The sequence below is a fragment of the Methanothermobacter sp. genome (assembly GCF_049720995.1).
GTDB lineage: Archaea > Methanobacteriota > Methanobacteria > Methanobacteriales > Methanothermobacteraceae > Methanothermobacter.
Map to the genome: position 1 here is coordinate 1 of NZ_JBNASF010000023.1, position 24191 is coordinate 24191.

23 protein-coding genes are annotated in these 24191 nt (G+C 43.1%); 16 read left to right on the plus strand and 7 right to left on the minus strand.

Annotated features, from left to right (window positions below; genetic code table 11):
• Positions 1–231 precede the first annotated feature (231 nt).
• From cas6 to cas2, 8 genes are all read left to right on the plus strand, one after another.
• Positions 232–951, plus strand: coding sequence for a CRISPR-associated endoribonuclease Cas6 (gene cas6, locus ACPLJI_RS07270; RefSeq protein ID WP_424731424.1), 720 nt, complete (start codon positions 232–234; stop codon positions 949–951).
• Positions 944–2623: a hypothetical protein gene (locus tag ACPLJI_RS07275; RefSeq protein WP_424731425.1), complete on the plus strand. Its 1680-nt coding sequence runs from the start codon at positions 944–946 to the stop codon at positions 2621–2623. Before cas6 ends, ACPLJI_RS07275 begins: the two co-directional genes overlap by 8 nt.
• 1 nt (position 2624) lies before the next feature.
• On the plus strand, positions 2625–3533 hold the full coding sequence (gene cas7i, locus ACPLJI_RS07280) for a type I-B CRISPR-associated protein Cas7/Cst2/DevR (protein WP_424741192.1): 909 nt from the start codon (positions 2625–2627) through the stop codon (positions 3531–3533).
• Positions 3534–3543: 10 nt separating this feature from the next.
• Positions 3544–4239, plus strand: coding sequence for a CRISPR-associated protein Cas5 (gene cas5 / locus ACPLJI_RS07285; protein ID WP_424731427.1), 696 nt, complete (start codon positions 3544–3546; stop codon positions 4237–4239).
• A gap of 28 nt (positions 4240–4267) precedes the next feature.
• On the plus strand, positions 4268–6670 hold the full coding sequence (gene cas3 / locus ACPLJI_RS07290) for a CRISPR-associated helicase Cas3' (RefSeq protein WP_424741193.1): 2403 nt from the start codon (positions 4268–4270) through the stop codon (positions 6668–6670).
• Positions 6671–6699: 29 nt separating this feature from the next.
• Positions 6700–7170: a CRISPR-associated protein Cas4 gene (gene cas4 / locus ACPLJI_RS07295; protein ID WP_424731429.1), complete on the plus strand. Its 471-nt coding sequence runs from the start codon at positions 6700–6702 to the stop codon at positions 7168–7170.
• Positions 7171–7184: 14 nt separating this feature from the next.
• Positions 7185–8156 carry a type I-B CRISPR-associated endonuclease Cas1b gene (gene cas1b, locus ACPLJI_RS07300; protein WP_424731430.1) on the plus strand — a complete coding sequence of 324 codons (972 nt, stop codon included), beginning with the start codon at positions 7185–7187 and terminating at the stop codon, positions 8154–8156.
• Between the two features lie 73 nt (positions 8157–8229).
• Positions 8230–8493 carry a CRISPR-associated endonuclease Cas2 gene (gene cas2, locus ACPLJI_RS07305; protein ID WP_424731431.1) on the plus strand — a complete coding sequence of 88 codons (264 nt, stop codon included), beginning with the start codon at positions 8230–8232 and terminating at the stop codon, positions 8491–8493.
• A gap of 194 nt (positions 8494–8687) precedes the next feature.
• On the opposite strand, the gene ACPLJI_RS07310 is transcribed toward cas2, so the two are convergent.
• Both ACPLJI_RS07310 and ACPLJI_RS07315 read right to left on the minus strand, forming a co-directional pair.
• Positions 8688–9041 (minus strand): hypothetical protein, encoded by a 354-nt coding sequence (locus ACPLJI_RS07310; RefSeq protein ID WP_424741194.1) that lies wholly within the window; start codon positions 9039–9041, stop codon positions 8688–8690.
• 35 nt (positions 9042–9076) lie between these two features.
• The gene (locus tag ACPLJI_RS07315) at positions 9077–9736 is read right to left on the minus strand and encodes a hypothetical protein (RefSeq protein ID WP_424741195.1); all 660 of its coding nucleotides are present in this window, start codon (positions 9734–9736) and stop codon (positions 9077–9079) included.
• A 228-nt stretch (positions 9737–9964) separates the two neighbouring features.
• Here ACPLJI_RS07315 and ACPLJI_RS07320 point away from each other — a divergent pair, with 228 nt between their 5' ends.
• The gene (locus ACPLJI_RS07320; protein ID WP_424741196.1) at positions 9965–14398 is read left to right on the plus strand and encodes a DUF11 domain-containing protein; all 4434 of its coding nucleotides are present in this window, start codon (positions 9965–9967) and stop codon (positions 14396–14398) included.
• A gap of 23 nt (positions 14399–14421) precedes the next feature.
• On the opposite strand, the gene ACPLJI_RS07325 is transcribed toward ACPLJI_RS07320, so the two are convergent.
• Positions 14422–15360 carry a calcium/sodium antiporter gene (locus ACPLJI_RS07325; protein ID WP_424741197.1) on the minus strand — a complete coding sequence of 313 codons (939 nt, stop codon included), beginning with the start codon at positions 15358–15360 and terminating at the stop codon, positions 14422–14424.
• A gap of 125 nt (positions 15361–15485) precedes the next feature.
• On the opposite strand from ACPLJI_RS07325, the gene hypD reads away from it, so the two are divergent.
• From hypD to pscS, 6 genes are all read left to right on the plus strand, one after another.
• Positions 15486–16541, plus strand: a complete 1056-nt coding sequence (hypD, locus tag ACPLJI_RS07330; protein WP_424741198.1) for a hydrogenase formation protein HypD — start codon at positions 15486–15488, stop codon at positions 16539–16541.
• Positions 16541–17212 carry a phosphoglycolate phosphatase gene (locus tag ACPLJI_RS07335; protein ID WP_424741199.1) on the plus strand — a complete coding sequence of 224 codons (672 nt, stop codon included), beginning with the start codon at positions 16541–16543 and terminating at the stop codon, positions 17210–17212. Before hypD ends, ACPLJI_RS07335 begins: the two co-directional genes overlap by 1 nt.
• Positions 17212–18504 carry a TldD/PmbA family protein gene (locus tag ACPLJI_RS07340; protein WP_424741200.1) on the plus strand — a complete coding sequence of 431 codons (1293 nt, stop codon included), beginning with the start codon at positions 17212–17214 and terminating at the stop codon, positions 18502–18504. The genes ACPLJI_RS07335 and ACPLJI_RS07340 overlap by 1 nt, the downstream gene beginning before the upstream one ends.
• A gap of 68 nt (positions 18505–18572) precedes the next feature.
• On the plus strand, positions 18573–19565 hold the full coding sequence (locus ACPLJI_RS07345) for a radical SAM protein (RefSeq protein WP_424730837.1): 993 nt from the start codon (positions 18573–18575) through the stop codon (positions 19563–19565).
• Positions 19566–19584: 19 nt separating this feature from the next.
• Entirely contained in the window at positions 19585–20094 is a 510-nt protein-coding gene (locus ACPLJI_RS07350; protein WP_424730838.1) for an NTPase, read from the plus strand.
• Between the two features lie 2 nt (positions 20095–20096).
• A complete protein-coding gene (gene pscS, locus ACPLJI_RS07355; RefSeq protein WP_424730839.1) occupies positions 20097–21233 on the plus strand; it encodes an O-phospho-L-seryl-tRNA:Cys-tRNA synthase in 1137 nt (378 codons plus the stop codon).
• Positions 21234–21294: 61 nt separating this feature from the next.
• Here pscS and ACPLJI_RS07360 read toward each other — a convergent pair whose 3' ends face one another.
• From ACPLJI_RS07360 to ACPLJI_RS07375, 4 genes are all read right to left on the minus strand, one after another.
• Positions 21295–21702: a transcriptional regulator gene (locus ACPLJI_RS07360; protein ID WP_424730840.1), complete on the minus strand. Its 408-nt coding sequence runs from the start codon at positions 21700–21702 to the stop codon at positions 21295–21297.
• Positions 21703–21719: 17 nt separating this feature from the next.
• Positions 21720–22166, minus strand: a complete 447-nt coding sequence (locus ACPLJI_RS07365) for a universal stress protein (RefSeq protein ID WP_424741201.1) — start codon at positions 22164–22166, stop codon at positions 21720–21722.
• Positions 22166–22639 carry a TIGR00288 family NYN domain-containing protein gene (locus tag ACPLJI_RS07370; protein ID WP_424730842.1) on the minus strand — a complete coding sequence of 158 codons (474 nt, stop codon included), beginning with the start codon at positions 22637–22639 and terminating at the stop codon, positions 22166–22168. Before ACPLJI_RS07370 ends, ACPLJI_RS07365 begins: the two co-directional genes overlap by 1 nt.
• A gap of 78 nt (positions 22640–22717) precedes the next feature.
• Complete coding sequence (locus ACPLJI_RS07375) at positions 22718–23371, minus strand: TetR/AcrR family transcriptional regulator (protein WP_424730843.1); 654 nt, start codon at positions 23369–23371, stop codon at positions 22718–22720.
• A 140-nt stretch (positions 23372–23511) separates the two neighbouring features.
• On the opposite strand from ACPLJI_RS07375, the gene mtrA reads away from it, so the two are divergent.
• Positions 23512–24057 (plus strand): tetrahydromethanopterin S-methyltransferase subunit A, encoded by a 546-nt coding sequence (gene mtrA, locus ACPLJI_RS07380; protein WP_424730844.1) that lies wholly within the window; start codon positions 23512–23514, stop codon positions 24055–24057.
• Positions 24058–24191: the final 134 nt, after the last annotated feature.

A 24191-nucleotide genomic window follows, 5' to 3' on the forward strand; every position in this document is an offset into this window, starting at 1 on the left:
AAGGAGCAGAGTTTAATGTGATGAAATAAGGAGCAGAGTTTAATGTGATGAAATAATTAGGTGCTAAATATTATAATAATAGCCATTAATGAGCTAACTATTAACATACAAATTAAAAATTTATTATTCTTATTTAATAGATAATTATATATATAACTTTTATAGTAGTATATTTGATGGTCACTACTTCATGATTCAATTCAATAAATGAAATTGAGGTGCAGTGAATTCATGAGATTACTTATCAAATTTAAAAGTGATGAATCGTTCAAATATTCCTCAATTAACAACTACACTATTCAAGGTTTTATCTATTCTTTTTTAAAGAGAAGTAATTCATTTCACGATTACCATGACATGGAGGGCTTTAAGTATTTTTGTTTCTCTAACATCTTCCCACTATCTGATTTTAAAAAAGGAGAATTAAAAAACATAATAATATCTTCTCCTAATTTTAAGCTCATAAAGACACTTGAAAAGGAATTGAAAAAGAGAGAATCAGCATATCTTGGTAATTATCCAGTTAAAATAGAATCCGTAAGTCTATTCAAACCCAGACTTGAAAGACAGTTCATAACCAGTACTCCCATTGTCCTCTATAAGGATGTTAGAAAGAATTACTATTTCTCAATGAAGAAGACTCACGACTTTCAGTTTTTCATGGATCGCCTGAAAGAAAACGCCCTCAAGAAATATAATTCATTTTATGATGAGGAGTACTACTTTGAGGGGAACATTTTTGATAGGCTTGAATATGGTCGTGAAGTCGCAGTCAGACTCAAAAAGGCAGATAAACTTTTTATAGTAATAGGCACGCTCTGGAAAAATCTTGAGAAGTTTAACATGGATAATAAGAAGTTTTACTATTTTTTACTGAATTGTGGCCTTGGAGAAAAGAATTCACTTGGATTTGGAATGTTAAATACGATGGGGAGTCTTAAAAATGCTTGAAATAAACTTTGACAAACACGACTTTCTCTATGACAACGGGATTGTGAATATATTTTCAGAGTTAAGATCAGATAAAAGATTTGAAAAAGTTGACGAATACAAAGTGAAGTACAAAAATTCAGATTTTATACTTAAAGATACGTGTCTTGAGTTCAAGGGAAGATTTGAGGATTTAAAAGAATCATATTATATTTTAAGAAGTATTTATTATTCAAGAGTATTTGAAGAAACCCAAAACTACAAACCTTATTATGATCAGAAGACTGATGATGTTTTAATACGACCAAAACTGAATGTTAAACCATTTCTTCAGAGATCAGAAAGGACAAATCACCTTTTACCAAGAGTTAAGGTTTCCAAAGAAAAATTGCAGCTTTTAAAAGAAAGAGAACTCGAAGTGAAAAAAAAATTTGACAAGAAGATAGGTAAAAATGAGAGTCTTCAGTACGGTAAAAAGAGCGAGGTCATGATTTACCTTGAACCTGAGGAACTTGGTAAAAAGATAGCATCGCGAATAAAGGAGATTTTGGAAGGTGATGAATGTTTCCTTTGCGGGCTTAAATATTCCAAATACCTTGACGATGAAAGTAAAGAGAAGGAATTCAAAATATTATCTTCGAATCTGATATTTGATTTTGGAACAGGAGATTCAAAGCCCTCTTTCAGAGATTTAAGATCGGGAAAAGACATAACAGCTTGTTTTATATGTGATCTGATATACAGATATGGTCTTATTAATAATTATTTCCAGAAAAACAACGTTTTTATAGTCGCAGCACCTTCTTTAAGGTTTCTTTATCATGTCAAAAAGAATTTGAAAATCCCTATGGACTATATTGAGGAATCAAATAATGGTTCTAATTTCATTGTTGCAGGGGATTTTGCCGCAACTGACGTTTATTCAAAATTACTATTGTTACTTTATAAAATCAAATCTAAAATCATTAGTATGGATGATCTGTCCTATCTCTCTGTCTTTTGCTTTATGGTAACTGGGAGGGGAGTAGATGATTTAAGGGTATATAACAAACTCTCATATATATCAGAATTCTTTGATAGGACCAAAACCATAAAAAACAGTTCAGAGAATTTATTTTTAAAAACAATAATAAATTATGCTTATTATAAGGATATAAATAAGTCTGAAGGCAAGAATTTGCCAAGGAAGGAACTTTCAAGGAGAATACTTCTTGGTCTTCCTTTGGACCCTGTCATTATGGATCTATCTTTTTACAATCTTTCCTTGGATAAACCCTCGGTTTTGAGCCCCCCATTACTCTATCAATTTCTTAAGGAATACTTGGAGGTAACTGGAATGACGGAATTAAAAGAATTACATAGGATATGCCGACTTGTGGGAGATAGAATAGGATATTTCGCAGCCCAATATGGAAATAAAGATATAATGTACCCTTTGAGAGAAATAGGAAATCTAGAAGGACTTACAGAGTTTTTTAAGAACCTTGAATATGAAATAATGAAAGAAAACGCTGGAGCTCTATGGAATTCTAAAGAAAATGAAACAGGTAAAACATACAGCAAACTGATAAATGACCTCCTTGAAGAAGCGGATAATAACAAGAAAATCCTTTTGATAAGGAATTACCTTGCTATTTATGCTATACAGAAATATCTATCGGCTATATATGCTAAAAACAAAGGAGGATCTTAAAATGAGTCGAAAATTTGTGAATATTGGGTACATTACCAAGGTTAACATAGACAACCTAAACAGCAGTGAAAACCCAGGTAACATGGTAGTTTTGAAGAAAGTTCAGGATAGTAAAGGAAATTATTTCCCATATGTTTCAGGCCAGGCAATGAGATACTACTTGAAGGAAACAATGAATCAACTGGGAATGAAAATTACAAAGTTAGATAAGAATGGTGAATATATAATTGAAGCTAAAAGTAAAGGAGATGAGAGATATACTGACATACTAAATAACCATCCCGATCTTGATCTATTTGGATTTATGGAAGCAGCTAAGGGCTCAGGAAAAATGGCCCTCAGGCGCTGGTCTCCTGTAAAGGTATCGCCTCTCATAAGTATATTTCCGTGGAAGGGGGAGACAGATTTTCTTACAAGAAAGAAAGAGGGGCAAGAAGGCGGGGATCTAGTTAAAGTTGAGATAAACACCTTTAATTTCATGAGAGGAAATATTGTAATGGACCTTGACGCGATAGGGGCTAGTGTTGATGAAATGAGCTATGAGATTAAGGATGTCATAGATTCTGAAGAAAAGAGATCACGGATAGGGTACCTTGTTGACGCAATAAAAACCATCGATGGGGGAGCAAAAAAGGCGAGGCTTCTTGATGATTTAACTCCCAAACTAGTGGTTGTAACTCTCCAGAAAGCAGGAACCCCAATTTTCCTCAATTCACTTGACATTGATGAAAATGGAAACATTAAAATAGAGTACATAAAGGAAGTAATAGACGAGTTCAGCGAAATAATCGAGGAGTGCTGCATAGGTATACGTTCAGGAATATTTTCCAATGAGGAAGAGATAAAATCATCATTTGATGATGTAACCTCGGTTAACAGAGCTCTTGACCGTGTGAAGAAATGGGCTTAACGGTGTTAAAATGGAAGCAGTGAGGTTCATTGCAGAGGGACTTATAAATTCCTTTAGAATACCCCAGACATCAGTTTTTCAGTTGACATACCTTGCACCGACTAAGACACAGATAGCGGGGCTTCTGGCAAATATTATGGGCAAGAACGAGGAAGGATACTACAATCTTCTTAATGATATCAAGGTTGGTATAGTACCATTGTACATAGAATCAATTTTCAATGATGCATGGACCTTCAAAAAATGGAAACCTGCTGGAGCTGGTCGAGACATATTACAACGTGAAAAGATTTACAGAGGCAAATTCCTGATATACATCTCTGCCGAGGAGTCTGTTCTTGAGGATATCTTTAAATTTTTGAGGTATCCCTCAAGGATACCTTCTCTTGGCATGGACGATGAAATGGTTCTCATAAGAGATATAAAAAAGATTGAAATGGACTACAAAAAAGATTCGGTTGTACATAGCATCTTTAGTTACACTGAGGGAATGAAATACACTCATCACCCTATAGAGAATGGCCTTCAGGTATTATTTCCACCTAGGATAATTACCACTAATCTTAACTTCAACAGAGAAGTAATCCCTCGAAAACCAGTAGACTTTGTTCAGATCGTGGAGTTCCTTGGGTTCGAATTTATGCTCAATGAAAGCAAGGAAATTTATTTTGACAGAGAATATTCATATAACATAGAAATGATCTGAGCCAATGACTAAGATCAGAGTGCATGCCATGATTGGACTAAGGGATTTTGTAGTTAAACATAAGGATGAATTTGTTAAAATTTATGGCATAGATCCATCCTTTTTTGAAAAGAATATTATAGCAAAGACTGCTACTGATGGCTCCTTTACTCTGAAAGAACACACTGAAAGCGCTTTGAATTCTCTCAAGGATTTTTTAGATGAAAACAGAGAAATTATTGATTCATTTGCAGAAAGAAATGATATTAACAAACAATCTCTACTGGATTCGCTCTTTTTTTCGGTTTTTTTCCATGACCTGGGAAAGGGAACCATGGAATTTTACAATGATAAGATTTTAAACAAGGGGAAATCATACCATCCTCTTTACTCAATCTATTTTACACACGATCTTGGCCTGACCATAAATGGCATTGATTACGTTACACTCGCAGTACTCACACATCACACGGTTTTACATGAGGATATTTACTCTGATGAAAAATTTAAGGACATGGAACCACCCATTTACTTCAAAGAAACAATTAAATTCGCTTTTAGATATCCTGAGTATTATAAAAAATTTTTTAATAAGGAATGCACTTACAACTTTAAGTTTAAAATGCCCTCTAAAAATCCTCATGACCTATTAAGGGCTAAATTTTCTTGGAATTTCGATGAAAAGGGAATTTTAGATAGTCTAAATAATTTTCTCAGCGAAGCCAGCATTCTGGAGAAGAAAAAGGTAAAAGAGATCTATGGATTTATAACGGGTAATTTAATAAGAGCAGACTGGTCTGCAAGCGGTTCATACAACATAAGCCATGAATTTATTTCAAAGGATGAATTCTTGGAAAAAATTAAATTCAGAGCCTTTAAGAAGGGAAGAAACTTTGTTAAAAAAGCTTTCCAGGAAAAGGCTTCTCAGAGCCATGAAAACCTTGTTATAAAAATACCTACTGGGGAAGGGAAAACAGAGGCGGCACTTCTATGGGCCCTAAACAATGTGAGAAATAAACATACCAAAATAATATACACAATGCCGACCCAGGTCACGAGTAATTCAATGTACAAACGTCTGAAACATTACTTCGGGAACGAAAACGTAGGCATACTGCACGGATCCTCCTCGATTATACTTAGAGAGGAATATACTGATAATGAAACGATATGGAGAGAAAGTATACTTAATAAGACATTTTCAAAGCCTGTAACCGTATCAACATTGGATTCATTCATTCTTAGTTTTTTTAACATAAAAAAATGGCCCCTTTCACAGTTGAATATTGAAAACTCACTTCTAATAATTGATGAAATACACTCCTATGATTGGCAGATGCTGGGGGCCCTTAAAAGGATATTGCATGAACTTAAAGGGAGGGGGTGCAAATTTACAATAATGAGCGCTACCTTTCCCAAAAACATTGAAAAAACTCTTTTAGAAGGATTAGAATACAGAATAATAACTGAAAATGAGCTTTTTGATTACAAGCCCTTCATTTTAAAAACAGAAAACTCTCAGATAACAGATGTAATAGATCATATAATCCATGCTTTCAATGAAAAAAAGAAGGTTTTGGTAGTTACTAATACTGTAAGCAGATCTAAAGAACTTTATAGATGTCTAAAGAAATCAGGATTTTTTAATACAAGAAAATCACCTAATGAATCCACGGATCTCATACTTTACAATTCACAATTCACTAAAAAGGATAGGAAGGATAAAGAGAATGAAATTGAACTTAAAGAGAAATGGAAAGATAGAGGCCTGGTCTTGGTTGCGACTCAGGTAGTCGAAATTTCCTTAGATATAGATTTCGATTTATTGTTTACTGAAATAGCTCCACTTGACTCTATAACACAGAGGGCTGGAAGAATAAACAGAAATAAAGATCCTGAAAAAATTGGGGAGATTTACATATCGATGGACATTGAGGCTGAAAATGATAGGGGACAGTGGGTGTATCCTTATGGAAAAAATGTGATAGAATGCTCAAAAACTATAGTTAAAGAAGGAACCCCTTCCCTTGGTGAAATGGCTGAAATGGTATCAAATCTTTATGGATCCCTCTTTGAACTTGAAGATATCTACTTTGAATTTAAAAATAAATTTAAAAAGGGTTATGATAAATACGACGTTGTTATAGGAAAAAAAGGTCCCTACACTATCAGGTTTAGAACGGAGGATTTAGAGGAGATTTCTAGATTACTAGCTCTGCGGGACATTGATGAGCGCTTTGCAAAAATTGATGTTGTTCCAGCGGTTCTTGCTGATGGAGAAAATATTGACAGATTTGAAAATACGGTTGGCATACCAAAGTGGCTTTTTATTAAAATGTTAAAGGAGGGTAAGATAGACGAGATGGAGAGATTTTATCTTGCTCATGGATTCAATTACGATTATGAAATTGGACTTGATTTGCAAGAAGAGGATGATTGGAACTTTATTTGAATTTGATTTCCATGAGAGTAACAGGTGTGATGATACAGTACTATATAGCTTGTAAAAGAGAGCTATGGTTATTTTCAAAGCAGATAAACATGAATTACGATAATGAAGATATTCTTATTGGAAGATTAATCCATGAGAAGAGTTATTCTCGGAAGAATAAGAGCATAAATTTTGGGGATATTGCTATAGATTTTATAAATAACAAAAACTTGACTGTTTTTGAGATAAAAAAATCAAGTAAACTTGAAGAGCCCGTTAGATATCAGCTTTATTATTACTTATGGTATATCAAAAAATTTACAGGAAGGGATGTTAAGGGAGTAATCCTTTACCCCACAGAGAAGAAACGAGAAGAAGTTAAATTGACAAGAAAAATTGAAGAGGAAATAGAGGAACTAGTGGATAACGTAAAGCAAATCCTAAAAAAAGAAAACCCACCACCTGTTATTTTTAGGCATTACTGTCGTAGATGCAGTTATTATGAATTTTGCATGGCATAAAAAGGAGAGATTATATGAAGGATCCTTTGTATATAACTTCCCATGGGACATTATCTCGCCGAGGAAACACTTTATATTTTATCAATAAAGATATTAAAAAACCATTACCAGTTAACCGTATAAATGAAATAAATTGCTATGGGAAGGTTACCCTGAAGTCAGGAGCATCATCTATGCTAATGAAAATGGGCATACCTGTTAATTTTTTCAATAAATATGGTTATTATGAAGGATCTTTATATCCTAGATTACAGCTCAATTCTGGACTGGTGGTGGTGAAACAATCTGAACATTACATTGACTCCGCTAAAAGGTCTCAGATTGCTAAAGAGATGGTTTTAGGTATCAGACACAACTTAATTAAGTCTTTGAAATACTATAGAAAGAAAGGTAAAGATGTTGATTCATACATAGATACCATAAAAAAGGAGAATGTGGAAGGGGATATCCCCCAACTGATGAGTAGTGAGGGACGCATGTGGAATGCGTATTATCAGAGCTTCAATTGTATTCTAAAAAAATTTAAAATGGTAAAGAGGGAGATAAGACCCCCAACAACTGAACTCAATGCCTTAATCTCATTTGGTAATTCTCTGCTTTATGTGAGTGCATTATCAGAGATTTATCATACGTACCTTCATCCTTCTATCAGTTTTCTACATGAACCTGCTGAAAGGAGGTTTTCACTTTCTCTTGATATTGCGGATATCTTTAAGCCATTGATAGTCGGTAGAGTCATATTTAAGTTAGTGAATAATAAAATGATTTCTGAAAAGGATTTTGAGAGGGATGTTGGGGTTATGCTTAATGATAGAGGAAAGCAACTTTTTTTGAAGGAATATCAAAATAAACTTGATACAACCATAAAACATCCGAAAATCAAAAGAAAAGTTTCATACAAATATTTGATGCGATTAGAGGCGTATAAACTAATCAAACATGTTCTAGGAGATCAGGAGTATGAAAGTTTTAAAGCATGGTGGTAACTTAGGTGCTTGTGTATTTTGTAGTTTATGATGGGATTGGCGGTTGTAGATGAGTATCTGGTTGCGTGGTTGCATGTATTTACTTGTAGTTTATGATGTAGATGTTAACAGAGTTAATAAAGTGCACAAGTTTTTGAAAACATATCTTCACTGGAGACAGAATTCTGTATTTGAGGGTGAGATCAGTAGAGCACAATTCAATGAAATAAAAAGCGGCCTTAAAGAGTTGATTGATGAAACTTCGGATTCTATCCTGATCTATAGATTGCCTAATAAGAATTATTTATATATAGATATCATAGGAATTGAGAAAAATCCTATTGAATTTATTATCTAGGTCTGCCTTTATAAGTAAATTACATTATTGCAGTTAGACTTATATGTATATTGAAACAAAGGATTCTCAGTAATTATTTCCTTGAAATATCAAAATATCGGCTCGGCTTTAAACTAGACGGAATCGTATGGAAATATATTGTCGAATGGGAAAGTAATTTCGTAATATATACCTATAACGAATAAAAGAGGGGGTCATCCGGCCCCACAGAGAAACCTTCCACTTACAGCGTCAACCCATGCCTCACCAATCACCATTCTGTAGGTGGAACTGGAGGAATTCCAGTCATACACCAGGACATGGTAGACAGGCCTCTTAATTCTAAGACGGACAATCTTCCCCCTCGCATTAAAACCTGAGATGTGCCCTGGGGGCTTCTTTATTAGCTTCGCCTTCAGCTTTAACCTACTGTAATCTCCGGGAACGGATTTTTTAACAATCTTGATGGCCTTTGATGAGGATATAAGGCCATAGGAAGATCCACTTAAGGCCACAGATCCCACGAAAACAATCGCTACAATTAAAGCAGCAATGATAACTCTTCTCACAGAAAAACATCCCTTATAAATGATGAATCATATCATCAACTCTCAATTGATTTTATAATCAACATTTCATTACAGCCCGTCTCCTCATGGTATGGGACGCGCCGGATAAGTATTTCATGATCAGCAAATTCTCTCAGTATCCCCTCAATGTATATGGACCTCCTCCTTCTGTGAATGTTGGTAACTGGAAATATCCTCACCTCCCGTCCCACCCTCAGCATCTCACGCACCGCCTCAACATGAAATCTGTAACTCAGTTTATCCTCATAGAGGAAGAGAAGATTTGCGGAAAGCACAAGATCAAACTGCAGGTCACTGAATGGTAGATGGGGTAGCTCCCCGGCAATGTAACCCGATGGGTCTTCCCGGTAGTCACTCATAAATTCCCTGAAGACAGCCCTCCTGTAATCCTCAAGTGGCAGACCCTTGACCTTAATGTCCCTGAAGAACTCACAATGGGATCTTCTGTGCCTCTTAAAACTCTCTTCTGCCAGATTTTCAAGTTCATCTGGTTTTCTACTGTAGATAGGGTCAACTGCAGTTACATCGAAACCCTTTCTCTTCATTTCGCTTCTGAAGGAACTCACACCTGCGGCACAGTCAAGTATTCTCTTTCCTGCAAGTTCATCATGCTTAAGGTTGAACATGTTGATGTACTCTGAGAGCCCCCTTCCAAGGAGAAGAACTGATTTCATAAATATGTGTTCAATTTTATTATATAAATATTCATGCAAAATCGTCTGATTTTGACGAGCCCATATATACCATGAAATCGAAATGCGTGCTTTCTACCATTTTTCTTCAGCTACACCTTGAAGCCATACCTTAAGGATTTTCATGTATAATGGGGATCATTTAGCACATTATAAATACCTCGGATTACATAAAGAAATTGTGTAAAAAAACTGAAAGGGGGGTGAAAAATGAGAAAATTTACACTGACACTGGCGATTCTTATTCTAATGGTTGCAGCTGGAACTGCAAGCGCCGCAGACACTGAAAACCAGACAGACTCAGATTCAGTTATAACCGGTACGGTGACGTACTGTAACAGTACAGAACCATTTGAGGGTGCAGTTATAAATGTAGCGTCCATGAATGGTTCTAATCTTGCTTCAGGTGTAACAGGTGCTGATGGGAGATACTCTGTCAGTCTCCAGTCACCTGATAGGACATTTGTGGTATCAGCGGTTGCTCCAGGGCATGTGATACCATCAAAGACTGTGACCCTTGATGAGTCAGGAATAGCCACTGCCGATTTCAGGCTCGGGACCCTGAACCTGACCAAGGGTTCATGGGATATCATTGGACTTGACCACAACAATGTGAACGTCGGGCCAAACCAGCACCTCATCCAGATCAGGGTTAAGAATAATGCCCTAACAATCGCAAACAATGTAACAGCAAATTTAACCTTCACTTCAACCAATCCATACATTTATCTGGCTACAAATGAGACCGCAAATAAGTACCTTGGGGATATAGCCCCAGGGGCCACTGTGGACGTGTTCTACCTCGTGGAGATTTCAAGAAATAGCCTTGCCTATCTAACATCAAGGAACTACACGGTAACAGTTGGGGGCACCAATACAGGATCAGCAGACACGATAAACGGTACGCTATACGTGGAGAAACTTGTATCACAGAACCGTAACGATGTGGTCTCCATAACCGTGAGCAATCCCACACCAGCCATAGGGGATGTGATCGCTGTCACCGTTGTATCAAAGACGGCTTCAACCTATGATGTTGTTAACCTTCCACTTACAAACTACAACCCCGCCATTCTTCAGCCGCTGAATGTAACAGTAACATATGGGCCCAACACCAGCAACAATGTGCGCCTTGACTCACCGGGTCAGAAGAACTTTGTATCAGTCTGGCTCTTTAACGTGACTGGCGCTGGCGTAACAAGGCTCTTTGGGCTTATAACAGACGGGAGCGGTTCAAGTTACCACTACAACTCAGACTTCGGTGAGAATATCACCATCAGGGCAGTTGAGAAGGCTGACCTTGCAATTGCAAAGTCCGTCAATAACACGGCAACCAACATAGGGGACACCGTCAGATTCACACTCACAGTTGTGAATTATGGACCAAACAATGCAACAGGAGTCTATGTGGTTGACAACCTGCCTCCGGGCCTTGAATTCGTATCAGCAGCGGCATCAAAGGGTACCTACAACAACAGCACCGGTATCTGGACCATAGGAAACCTAAACTACTTTGAAACAGTGACACTCAACATCACAGCAGTGGTCACCGCAACTGGAACCATTGTCAACAATGCCAATGTGACCGGTGACATCTTTGACCCCAACATGGCGAACAACTATGCATCAGCAGCCCTGAACTCTCCACCAGCATCAGACCTTACCATCGACAAGTCCGTGAACAATCCTGAACCCTATGTGGGTGATACCATCCAGTACACAATCACGGTGAGCAACAGGGGTCCTGATAATGCAGCCGGAGTTCTGGTGGAGGATATACTACCAGCTGGACTCATACTGGTCAGCGCGACACCATCCAAAGGGTATCTACACCACGGCACATGGTATGTTGGCACACTCAACTACCTTGAGGTGGCAACACTAACAATACTTGCAAAGGTCAATGCCACAGGCCTGCTAACAAACCTTGCAAATATAACATCACCGAACTTTGACCCCAACCCGGATAACAACAACGATACCTGCGACGTGACCGGAATCCCCGTGGCGGATCTCCGTATCATAAAGAACGTCAACAACCCGAGGCCCAACTTCGGATCCAATGTAACGTTCACAGTTGCAGTTACGAACCTTGGTCCGAGCACGGCCACCGGAGTGAATGTCGCTGACGTCCTATCACCTGGACTCGTCTACCTGAGCCACACGGTTACACAGGGTTCATACAACCCATTAACAGGTGTATGGACGATAGGAACGCTTAATGCAGCTGCGTCAGCCCTGATGAACCTCACGGTCCTTGTTAATACTACAGGAGATTCCAACAACACGGTATCAGTAACCGGTAATGAAAAAGACCCTGATAGGACAAATAATGATGCAGTATCACTTTTGAATGCGGTATCAGCCGATCTGAACATCCAGAAGACCGTTGACAGGCCCGTTATAAATAACGGGGAAACAGCAATCTTCACCATAACCGTGAGGAACGCTGGTCCTGACACACCATCCAACGTGGTTGTAACGGATCTTCTCCCTGCAGGTCTATCCATCATATCCTACACGGCCACACAGGGAACCTTCAGTGAGGCAACCAGAACATGGAATGTGGGATCACTTCCAGAGCTATTCCAGGCAACCCTGACGCTCGTTGTCAGGGCAACCCAGACAGGATTCCAGACCAACATTGTCAATGTATCATCAGAGCTTCCTGACCCACTGCCCCAGGACAACGTGGATGCAGTGACAGTCGATGTGAGGCCATCAGCGGATGTTAAGATCACCAAGACCGTTAGCAACACATCACCGGACTTCGGTGAAACCGTCGTTTTCTACATCACAGTAACGAACCTTGGACCGGACACGGCCACAGTTGTGAGGACAGTTGATACACTACCGGCAGGCCTTGTCTATCAGTCCCATGAGGCATCTGCGGGGATCTACTTCCCAGAGTTCAACGTCTGGACGGTTGATTCACTTGCACCGGGCGCATCAGAGACACTAAACCTGACGGTCCTTGTTAACGGTACCGGTGAATTCATAAACACAGTATCAGTAACATCCAATGAATATGATCCTGACATGACCAACAACCACGCAGCAGGCGCCCTTAATGGACAGGCAATTGCAGATATCGCGGTTCAGAAGACGGTCCTCTTAACACCCATCAACAATGGGCAGAGCACCAACTTCACGGTAACAGTCACAAATAACGGGCCAAACGATGCGACGGGTGTCACTGTGGAGGATATTCTTCCCGCAGGACTCTCACTGATCAGCGCAACTCCATCCAAGGGAACCTTCGCTGGCGGAGTCTGGACAGTGGGCAACCTGGCAAATGGGGCATCAGCAACTCTTATGCTTGAGGTACTGGCAAATGCTGCAGGTATCTTCACAAATTATGTCAATGCCTCAGCCGACCAGTCTGATCCCGTAATCTCAAACAACAATGCCACAGCGTTACTCAATGTGAACCCATCTGCAGACATCTCAGTCACGAAGACGGTAAGTAACTCATCACCGAATTTCGGTGATCAGATAACCTTCTATGTGACTGTTAGGAACAATGGACCTGATAATGCGACAGGGGTCACTTTAACAGAGAAACCACCTGAGGGACTTGTATATGTGTCCCATGTGATATCACAGGGAGTATGCTATCCACTTGCATGCATATGGATAGTCGGGGATCTTGCAGCTGGTTCATCAGCGACTCTGAACTTCACCATGCTTGTGAATACAACGGGTGATGTTGTAAACAGGGTCCTTGCTGTTGGTGAAGAGTTTGATCCGTATCCTGAGAACAACACTGCAGAGGTGACGGTTAACATACCACCTGCAGCCTACCTTGTGATAGATAAGGTGGCCAATGCTACAGTGGTTAACTCCACTGATACTGTGAGGTTTACGGTTTCAGTGATGAATATGGGTCCTGATACTGCAGTGGGTGTTGTTGTTACGGATCTGCTTCCAGCTGGTCTTGAGTATCTGAGTTACAGTGCCACCCAGGGAACCTATGATAACTTGACGGGTGTCTGGTTGGTTGGTTCACTGGTTAAGGGTGCTGTTGCTGCTCTGGATATTGTTGCAAGGGTTGCTGTGAGTAACACGACCCTAATCAACGTTGCGGATGTAACGGCGGATACCTACAACCCGAACCCTGATACGAGTGCAAATGCCACCGTAACAGTGAACCCGAGGGCGGAGCTTACAATTAACAAGACAGTGGATCGAAGGGCTGTGCGCGTGGGTCAGAACGTCAGGTTCACCATAACAGTAACCAACAATGGACCCGACACAGCACTCAACACAATGGTTACCGACAGACTGCCAGATGCCATGAGGTACATATCCTCCAGCGCCACCGTCGGTTCATACAACCCGTCAACCGGTGTCTGGATGATAGGCGACCTCCCAGCAGGCTCAAGCGCTGTCCTTGAAATGGTGGTCCAGCTCATAAGGCGCGGCACATTTGTGAACGTTGCAACCGTGAGTTCAGGTTCATCAAGCGGGGGCAACAACACGACAGAAGTTGAGATCGATGTTGAACCATCCCCGGGACCTCAACCAGGACCTCAACCAGGACCGGGAACTGTACCGATGAAGCCAACAGGAGCACCTTTAGCTGCACTTGTTGCAGGATTGCTTCTTGTGGCAGCAGGTTCAGCTATATCCAGAAGAAAATAAACCATTTCCTTTTATTTTTTAATTCACCCTGTGATTGCTATTCTTAAGGCAGCATAAATTATGTATATAATGATAAGAACGACCCCTTCCACTCTTCTAAGCTCCATATCCGTCCACATGAAGTACATTACAATAAACGTCACAGCTATCAGAATGGGGGCATCAAGTACCACTGAGAGGGGCTCAACAGGGATTTTCACGAATAATGAGGGAACCCCTATGCCTATGAGGATATTGAATATGTTGCTTCCAAGTACAGTACCCAGTGAGAGGCTGCACATGTGCTTCCTTGCGGAGTTAACAGCGACAACAAGTTCAGCAAGGCTTGTTCCAATGGCGAGGGCAAACAGGCCGACTATCATCTCAGGAATGTGGAGAGCCACGGCAATTTCAACTGCACTGTAAACCAGTACCCTGCAGAACACCACAAGCCCGGCGAAACTTAAAACTGCAGTTACAATGGTCTTCCAGCCAGCATCACCACCCTCTATGTGGCTTGTGTAATATTTCCTCTGCTTCTTTATAAGAATTAGAAGGTAAACACCATAGAGGCTGATGAGAACGGCACCTGTAAGTGGACCGATGGACCCCATGAGCATGAAAGATGAAAGTATCAGGATGCTGAGAAGCCCGAATAATCCATCCCTTCGGATCTCGTCCCTGTTTGTTGTAACAGCACAGGAGAGAATGGCAGATATCCCTATGATACCTGCTATGTTCCATATGTTTGAACCTATCACCACGCCCACACCGAGCTCAGGGCTACCTGTAAGGACGGATATCATGGCGGATCCGAATTCCGGGAGAGATGTCCCTGCAGCTGCAACCGTAACCCCCAGTATTATCTGGGATATTCCAAGCGCCCTCCCGATGTCAACGATTCTGTCCACAAAGATGTCCGCGGATCTTATAACACCAATGAGTGAGGCGCAGAAGATTAATGTTAATATGATAGGTGACATGGTTTCCCCGTCCTTAATTGATTGAGAAATATCAGTATTATCATTGACATCATTTCATTCACTGACTGCCAGTTATATATATGGATCATGATAAATAGACCTTAACTATAACTTGGTGGTAGCCTATGAAAAATCTTTCAAGGGAACTGGTTTCAAGGATACATGAAATATCACGTCCTGTTAAAATAATGCATGTCTGCGGTTCACATGAACATACTATAATGCAGCATGGAGTAAGATCACTCCTCCCGGATGAGGTTGAGGTGGTGGCCGGACCGGGATGCCCTGTCTGCTGCGTCCCTGCAAGGGAGATAGACGAGTGCATTGAACTTGCAAGGCAGGGCGTTACAATCACAACATTCGGTGACATGCTCCGCGTCCCTGGTTCAGAGGGGTCACTTGCTGATGCCAGGGCAGAGGGCGCCGATGTCAGGATAGTCTACGGAGTGGGAAACGCTGTGGATATAGCAAGGAAACTTGACAGGGAGGTCGTCTTCATGGCTGCCGGCTTTGAGACCACCGCACCAACAACAGCATCGGAGATACTGGCAGGGCCACCAGAGAACTTTTCAGTCCTATCCTGCCACAGGCTGATACCTCCAGCACTCAAATTCCTCATAGAATCAGGGGAGGTTAACCTCAACGCCCTCATAGAGCCAGGTCATGTATCAACCATAATCGGCATGAAACCCTATGAGCCCTTCTCAAGGGACTACGGAATACCTCAGGTCATAGCGGGATTCAACCCCCTTGACATACTCATGGCGGTGTACATGATACTCAGGCAGATCGAAAGGGGCGAGGCAAAGGTTGAGAATGAATATAGGCGGGCGGTGAAACCTGAGGGTAACATCAAGGCCCAGCAGGCGATGGATGAGGTTTTCCGCATAACCGAGAGGGAGTGGAGGGGATTCCCTGTCATACCGGGATCTGTATATGAGATCCGGGATGAATTCTCAGAGTTCAATGCAAGGGAAAAATTCGATATTGATGTTGGGGATACTGTTGAGGTACCCACAGGCTGTATATGCGGCGCAGTACTGAGGGGCGTTGCAAGGCCGGAGGAATGTTCACTCTTTAAGACCCGGTGCACGCCCACAAACCCCGTGGGAGCCTGTATGGTTTCAAGGGAGGGGACCTGCAACATAGCCTACCGCTACAGTTCATTCAGGGTGCAGTGATGAGGGCCATTGCAGTTGACATAGATGGCACCATAACCGACAGCTCCAGAAAACTTTGTATTAGCGCTCTCAGGGCCCTTCGGGGCGCTGAAAAAAAAGGAATACCTGTCATAATCGTGACAGGGAATGTCCTGTGCTTTGCAATGGCAGCATCAGTCCTTATAGGGACAGGCGGCGGTGTTGTGGCTGAAAATGGCGGCGTGATATACTCTGATGGAGACATAAAGGTCCTGGGTGATATCAGGAAGGCCGAAACAGCCTACAATCACCTTAGAAAGATTTACCCTGTCAGGAAGGTCCAGTTCTCTGATCTAAGGTTATCTGAGGTTGCAATCACCAGGGAGATCCCTGTTCAGGCAATCAGGGATGCCCTTGATGGATTTGATGTTGAGGTCTATGACACGGGCTTTGCGGTGCACCTTACAGACCCCCAGGTAAATAAGGGCTCTTCCCTCAAAATTGTGGCAGAGTCAATGGGAATTGAAATATCTGATGTCATGGCCATAGGAGACAGTGAAAACGACATGGAATTCCTTGAAAGGGCGGGCTTAAGCGTGGCAGTTGCCAATGCAGCCCCTGAGCTCAGGGAAATGGCAGATTATGTTACTGCAGGGGAATATGGCGATGGAGTTAGGGAAGCCATCCATAAATTTGCAGGGGTGGATATCTGATGTTTGATTTTGCGGAAAAGGCCCTCAGGATGGCCTTAAGGAATGCTGAGATGGCTGAGGTCTACATTGAAAGGGAACATACCGTTGAGGTGCAGGTTCAGAGGGACCTCATAGACTTTGGAAAGATAGAGTCCATGACGGGTATCGGTATAAGGGTACTTAAGGGGGGTAGGATGGGCTTTGCATACACCTCAGATCCATCGAATCTTCAGCTAGCCGTTCAAATGGCCACAGAGAATCTCAGGCTGGCTGATCCAGATGAAAATTTTGGATTCTCCGCGCCAGCCAGCTACCCCACGGTGAAGGAGATCTTTGACAGATCATTCATGGAACTGGACGTCGGGGAATCTGCCAGCATCGCAGAGGTGATGGTTGATAAAACACTTGATGAGGGCTGCAGACCAACAAGTGGGGGGTTTTCAGCATCCCTGGTTGAAACATTCATTATGAACTCGGAGGGCGTTGAGGCTTCATCAAAGTCAACGGGATTCTCAGCATATATATCGGTTAATGCCGAAAAAAACGGGTCCAGGACAACAGCATATGAGTCTGATTCATCATGCAGCATGGACATAGACCCTGAATGGATAGCGGGAAGGGCCTGCAGGATAGCGAGGGATTCCCTTGGCGGTGAAAATGTTGAGAGTGGAAGGATGTCAGCTGTGCTTGACTACCATGCAGCTGCAGGGTTGCTTGGCACATTTGCCGCTGCATTCAGTGCAGATAACGTTCAGAGGGGGAGATCCATCCTGGCTGATAGGATCGGCACTGAGATAACATCCCCTGACCTCAGCATATACGATGATGGCACACTGAGGGGGGGTCTTGGATCCTCACCCTTTGATGGGGAGGGCACACCATCCCAGAGAACACTCCTTGTCGCTGATGGAGTCCTTGAGGGCTACATACACAGCATCTACACTGCATCGAGGGGTTCATGTGAGAGCACAGGTAATGGGCTGCGAAGCTACTCTGACATACCCCTGGTTTCAACCACAAACTTCGTACTTGAATTTGGGGATGAGGTTTCGGCTGATGATTTCAGCGGGATATACGTGACTGATGTGCTGGGTGCCCACACAGCAAACCCAATCTCAGGTGACTTCTCGGTTGAGGCCAACAACGCCTTCATGGTTGAGGGGGGCGAATTCAGGCCGGTGAAGAAGGCAATGTTATCAGGTAACATATTCGACCTCATGAGGAATGTCTCATCCACCGACCTTGAGAGGAGGCAGATTGGAGACTTTGTAACATCACCCCTCATTGTTGAGGGTATCCATGTAACAGGTTAAGATGTCAGCATGATGAAATCGAGGGATTAGAACGGAAACTTGACCGTGTATCCATGTAACAGGTTAAGATGTCACTGAGAGATGCTCTTGGCCACTACCTTGATGTGAGGGATGGAAGGAAGGACGCAGGATTTCTTGAGGCAAAGGCCACTCCGGCATCCTTCAGCAGGGATTCAGGGACCAGTGAACTCTGGCGGGAACATGAAAGAATAGAGCTGGGGGTTAAGTGTTCAGGGGAGTGCGGAAAATCATTCCTTGACCTGAAAATTGAAATTGCGAATAGGATGTTCAGGAAATGTTCACTATGTCACTGGCGATGTGGTGTTGATCGTAACCTGAAAACTGGAAAATGCGGTGTTAAATCACCCCTGGTTGCATCGGAGTTCCTGCACTACGGTGAGGAGGCACCGCTGGTGCCCAGTCACACGATCTTCTTCTCAGGCTGCACAATGAACTGTGTCTTCTGCCAGAACTGGGATATATCACAGAACCCCTCTCTGGGTGTCAGCATCCCTGAGGACCGCCTCGCAGCCCTCATAGAGGAGAGGAGGCGGATGGGATCAGCCAACGTTAACTTCGTTGGGGGAGACCCGACCCCGTCACTACCATACATTCTCCGTGTCCTCAAAGGGATATCAATCAGTGTACCGGTGGTGTGGAACAGCAACATGTACCTCTCACAGGAATCCATGAGGCTCCTAGCTGGTATCGTGGATCTATACCTCACTGACTTCAAATTTGGCAACAGTGACTGTGCATTGAAGCTTGCCGCCGTAAAGGACTACTTTGAGGTCGTATCAGAGAATCACCTCAGAATAAGGGGGGAGGATATGGTGATAAGGCACCTGGTGATTCCAGGGCACCTTGAGTGCTGCACAAAACCCATCATATCATGGGTCGCAGATAACCTGGGGAAGGACACCGTAATGAACATCATGGGCCAGTACAGGCCCCTCTACAGGGCATCATGGTACCCTGAACTGAACCGCTACCCCTCCATGGAGGAACTTGAAGAGGCAAGGGGATGGGCTCTGAGGGAGGGTATTGAAAATCTTATCTGAGGATAAGGAAGTGAGCCATGTGAAGATTTTAATAACAGGAAGACCTGGAAGCGGGAAGAGCACCCTCATTGAGAGAATAAAGGATCACCTGGAACTTAAAGGCCTTTCTACTGGGGGCATATTCACCCCGGAGGTGAGGGAGGGCTCATCAAGGGTTGGCTTTGAGGTTGTTGATATAAAGTCAGGCAGAAGGGGCCTTCTTGCCTCGGTGGATAGGATGGGGCCCCGGGTGGGGAGGTACGGTGTAAACGTTGATGTGGTTGATGAAATCGCTGTTCCAGCGATAATGAGGGCTCTTAGGGAGGACGACTGTGTCCTGATAGATGAAATAGCGCCAATGGAACTTAAGAGTGAGAGATTCAGGAGGGCTGTTGATGAGGCGCTGAATTCAGATGTTCCTGTGGTTGCAGCGGTCCACAGAAAACTTGTTCAAAGTATAAGAGAGAGGGGTGACATAAGAGTATTTGTTGTGGATCCTGATAGTCGTGATCATGTTTATCGGAGGATCATTGATTTACTGGGTGATTGATTATGGAATGCGCTGATTATGGTATTACAAGGGCACTTGAGAGGGATAACCTCAACCTCAACCCCCTCCAGAGGGGTGGTGTTTTACCTGCAGCCGCCAGGAAGGCCCTCTATGAATTTGGGGATGGCTACAGTGTCTGTGATTACTGTGAGGGGAGGCTGGACCAGGTCACAAGGCCAGCTGTGAACAGCTTCCTGGATGACCTTGCAGATTTCATAGACGCAGATGCTGTGAGGACAGTTCATGGAGCAAGGGAGGGTAAATTTGCGGTGATGCATGCCCTCTGTGAGGCTGGTGACACCATAGTTGCAGATGGAAACGCACACTACACGACACACCTTGCTGCAGAGAGGAACGGGCTTGAGATGGTTGAGGTTCCATCAACGGGACACCCTGACCATGAGATAAAACCTGAGACCTACAGGGAGGTTCTTGAGGAGGCCGCTGACAGGGTTGATGTTAAACTTGCAGTTCTAACACATGTGGATGGTAATTACGGTAACCTCACAGATGCAGAGGAGATAGCCAGGATATGCAGGAAGATGGGTGTCCCGCTACTCCTGAACTGCGCCTATTCCATGGGTCGTCTTCCTGTTAAACTCAGAAAGATGGGGGTCGACTTTGTTGTTGGAAGCGGACACAAGAGCATGGCAGCCTCTGGACCGATAGGTGTTCTCGGGATGAGGTCTGAATGGGAGGATACCCTCCTCAGAAGGTCGGGGAGGCATGAGAAGAAGGAGATCGAGATGCTGGGCTGCACATCACGGGGGGCACCACTTGCCACCCTCATGGCTTCCTTCCCACACGTTGTGGAGAGGGTTTCCCGGTGGGATGATGAGATTAAAAAAACCCGTAGATTTGTCTCCGAACTTGAAAATATGGGTGGTATAAGGCAGATTGGTAAGAGGCCCAAGGAACATGACCTTGTGAGGTTTGAAACCCCTGTATTCAACGATATTGCATCTTCACATCCCAGGAAGGGTTTCTTCCTCTACGAAGAACTTAAGAAGAGGCGGATTGTTGGTATAAGGAGGGGGCAGACTGAGTGGTTCAAGTGCAGTGTCTATGGAATGACTGATGGGCAGGTTCAGTATGTGATTGACTCCTTCAGGGAGATCATCGAAAAGAACAGGAATTGAATTTACATTTTCCTCAAGAGAGGGCTTGCAGTAAAGGTAGTAGCTGAAAACGGGAGTTCCCTTAAAGTATAACAGGGAACTGTATTTCCCTTACATTTTCACGGTATATCTCCCGGGGAGCCCCTATTATGTCAATTCCGTTCTCCTCTACGTAAGCTATGAGCTCATCATAGGCTTCATCCCTGTTTTCAGTGTATTCATTAAATATGACGGTGTGCTGGGGGATGGTAACAATTTTAATGTCACCGGCACCCTCTGATTCGCCATTTATGGGTATTCCTGCATCATATCGGCCATCATCCTTGAGGGGGCCTGTGTAGAATATCACCAGTGGGTCACCGGCTATTTCAAGGTTCTCTGATGAGATGAATTCTCTAACCTCTTCAATGAGTTCATCTGTTTTGCTTAGGGGGCCGCTGAAGGTTATAAGCGCCAGTTTCTCGTCATTTAATGTCTTTTTTCCTATCATTGAATCACCTTCACGTATTAACCAACGACCAGTATGGGGGTTTCTGCAGATTTAAGAACCTTTCTTGTTATACTTCCGGATATTATGCGGTCAAGTCCGTGTTTACCTGAACTGCCCATGACAACGAGGTCCACATCCTCATCCTCCATTGTCTCCAGGATAACCTCTGCAGGGTTGCCCTCAAGTATCTGGGTATCGAGTTTGCACTCCTTCATTCTACCATTACTCTGCATAGATGAAAATTCGTCCTTTAGGATGGATATTGCCTTCTCTGCCTGTTTTCTGAGTATCCTTTCAATGCGCCTGCTGATATCCTCATCCCAGACTTCCCTGTAGGATGTGTCAACCACACTTATCCCCAGGATGTCTGCACCACTCATCTCCGCAATTTTGAAGGCGTGTTCTGTTGCCTTCCTGGCGTCATCTGAGCCATCGGTGGGTATCAGTATTCTCCGGTACACCATCAGACACCTTCACTTATGAGCTTTATGGAGTCATCTGCCGAGTTCTGGAGTGCTATGCTGAACCCGGGCTCTGCACCTATAACAAGGGTTTCCTTTCCGTTCTCCTTTGCTATGTTTATCAGGGGGAGGAAATCTGCATTTCGTGTCATCAGTGCAACCACGTCAATGTGGGGGTTGTGTATGAGTTCAAAGGCCTCCACTGCAAGCTGTACATCCACGTCCCCGGCGACTATCATGGGTGAGAATCCCTGGTTTACAACTGCCTCGATGAGTTTATCTGAGGCGTACTGGTTGAGGAGGACCTTACCCACCCTGAGGTTTCCCCTGTCAACCAGGAGGTTTTTAACAAAGTCAAGGTCTGAGCAGAATTCCTTTCTGAGCATGTTTGGACCATCCACGAGGAGTCCAAGATTCTTTTTATCTTCCTGGCTGTTATCTATTATCATGAAGTTAACTTCATCATCCATATTCATTCTTTTCCTCACTTATCTTTACTTTAACTACAGATTGTATCTAAAACCTTATATAGTTATTTATCTTATGGCTGCTATTCATGGGTCTCTGCTTTCTGGCTTCTGATTTTTCAGGGCCGATTCAAGGAATATCTCAAGGTCCCTCCAGAATCTGTCCCTCCCGATTTCTCTGGCCTCAAGAACCATCCTTGATGTGAGGTCGAGGTTGAGGGAATTTATGGTCAGTGTATGGATGTATATGGATAGCTCAACAGGGTCAAGGTCACTGCGAATGCTTCCATCCCTCATACCCTCTATGATTGCCTCAACCATGAGTCTCCACATCCCTGTGCGGAGGTCCACTATCTCCCTTGCATCCTCACCTTCGCTCATCTCAAATCTTTCTGTGCCACTGTAGCAGTATATCCTGAAGTAGTCAGGGTGTTCCTTTGAGAATCTGTAAAGGGCATCCACCATGGCCTTCACCTTACCGTAACCGTCTGTTTCAAGTTCTGAACATTCCTCATACATCCTGTGGAGTATTCTTACACCGTAAAGGTTAACGGCGAAGAATAGGGCCTCCTTATTTTTGAAGTAGTAGTAGAGGAGTGCCTTGTTGACTTCCGCCCTTTCTGCTATTTCATCCATGGTCACCTTGTCGTAGCCCCTCTCGAAGAATGCCTTCTCAGCGGCCCTTATTATCTGCATCTGTCTTTCCTGCCTTTCACGTTCTCTCCTGGAAGCCGGGGCCATTTGACTCACCTTTTCTGCATCTGTAGGATATCTGTTCTGCAGCTTTAAAAGACTTTTACCGGAAGATTTATATATGTTTAACCACAAGTTAAAATTTAACCAGAAGTTAAAAATTAACCGATGGTTAAAGAGGTGTTTATATGGCTGACAAGAAACCGGTACCCGGGGACTGGCCACACATAGTTGGGGACTATGTGGTTGGTGATGCCGAAAGTCCGGTTGCGGTTGTCACCCTCGGGTCCCACATGGAAGATGAGCCTGTAAGGGCAGGCGCAGCAATTTCAGGTCCACTGCACACAGAGAACCTTGGAATAGAGAAGGTCGTTGGTAATGTGATTGCAAATCCCAACCTCAGATTCCTCCTTGTATGCGGTGCAGAGGTCATGGGTCACATCACAGGCCAGACCATGAAGGCCCTCCATAGCAACGGGGTTGATGGAGAAACCGGGAGGATAATCGGGGCCACCGGCGCCATCCCCTACATAGAGAACATGCCTGATGAGGCCATAGAGAGGTTCAGAAGACAGGTGGAACTTGTTGACATGGTGGATGTTGAGGATCCCGCTGCAATAAGAGAGAGAATAGGGGAATGTGTGGTGCATGACTCAGGTGCAATTGATGAGGAACCCCTCATTTTAAGACCTTCTGAGGACCTGAATAAAAAGAAACCCGATGAAAACACCTGATTATTTTTTTAAGGGTCCGGACCGTCACCCTTAAGGCGGTCTCTTCCTCCTTTATTTTAGATCCTTATTCTATGGGGTCCGGACCGTCACCCTTAAGGCGGTCTCTTCCTCCTTTATTTTAGATCCTTATTCTA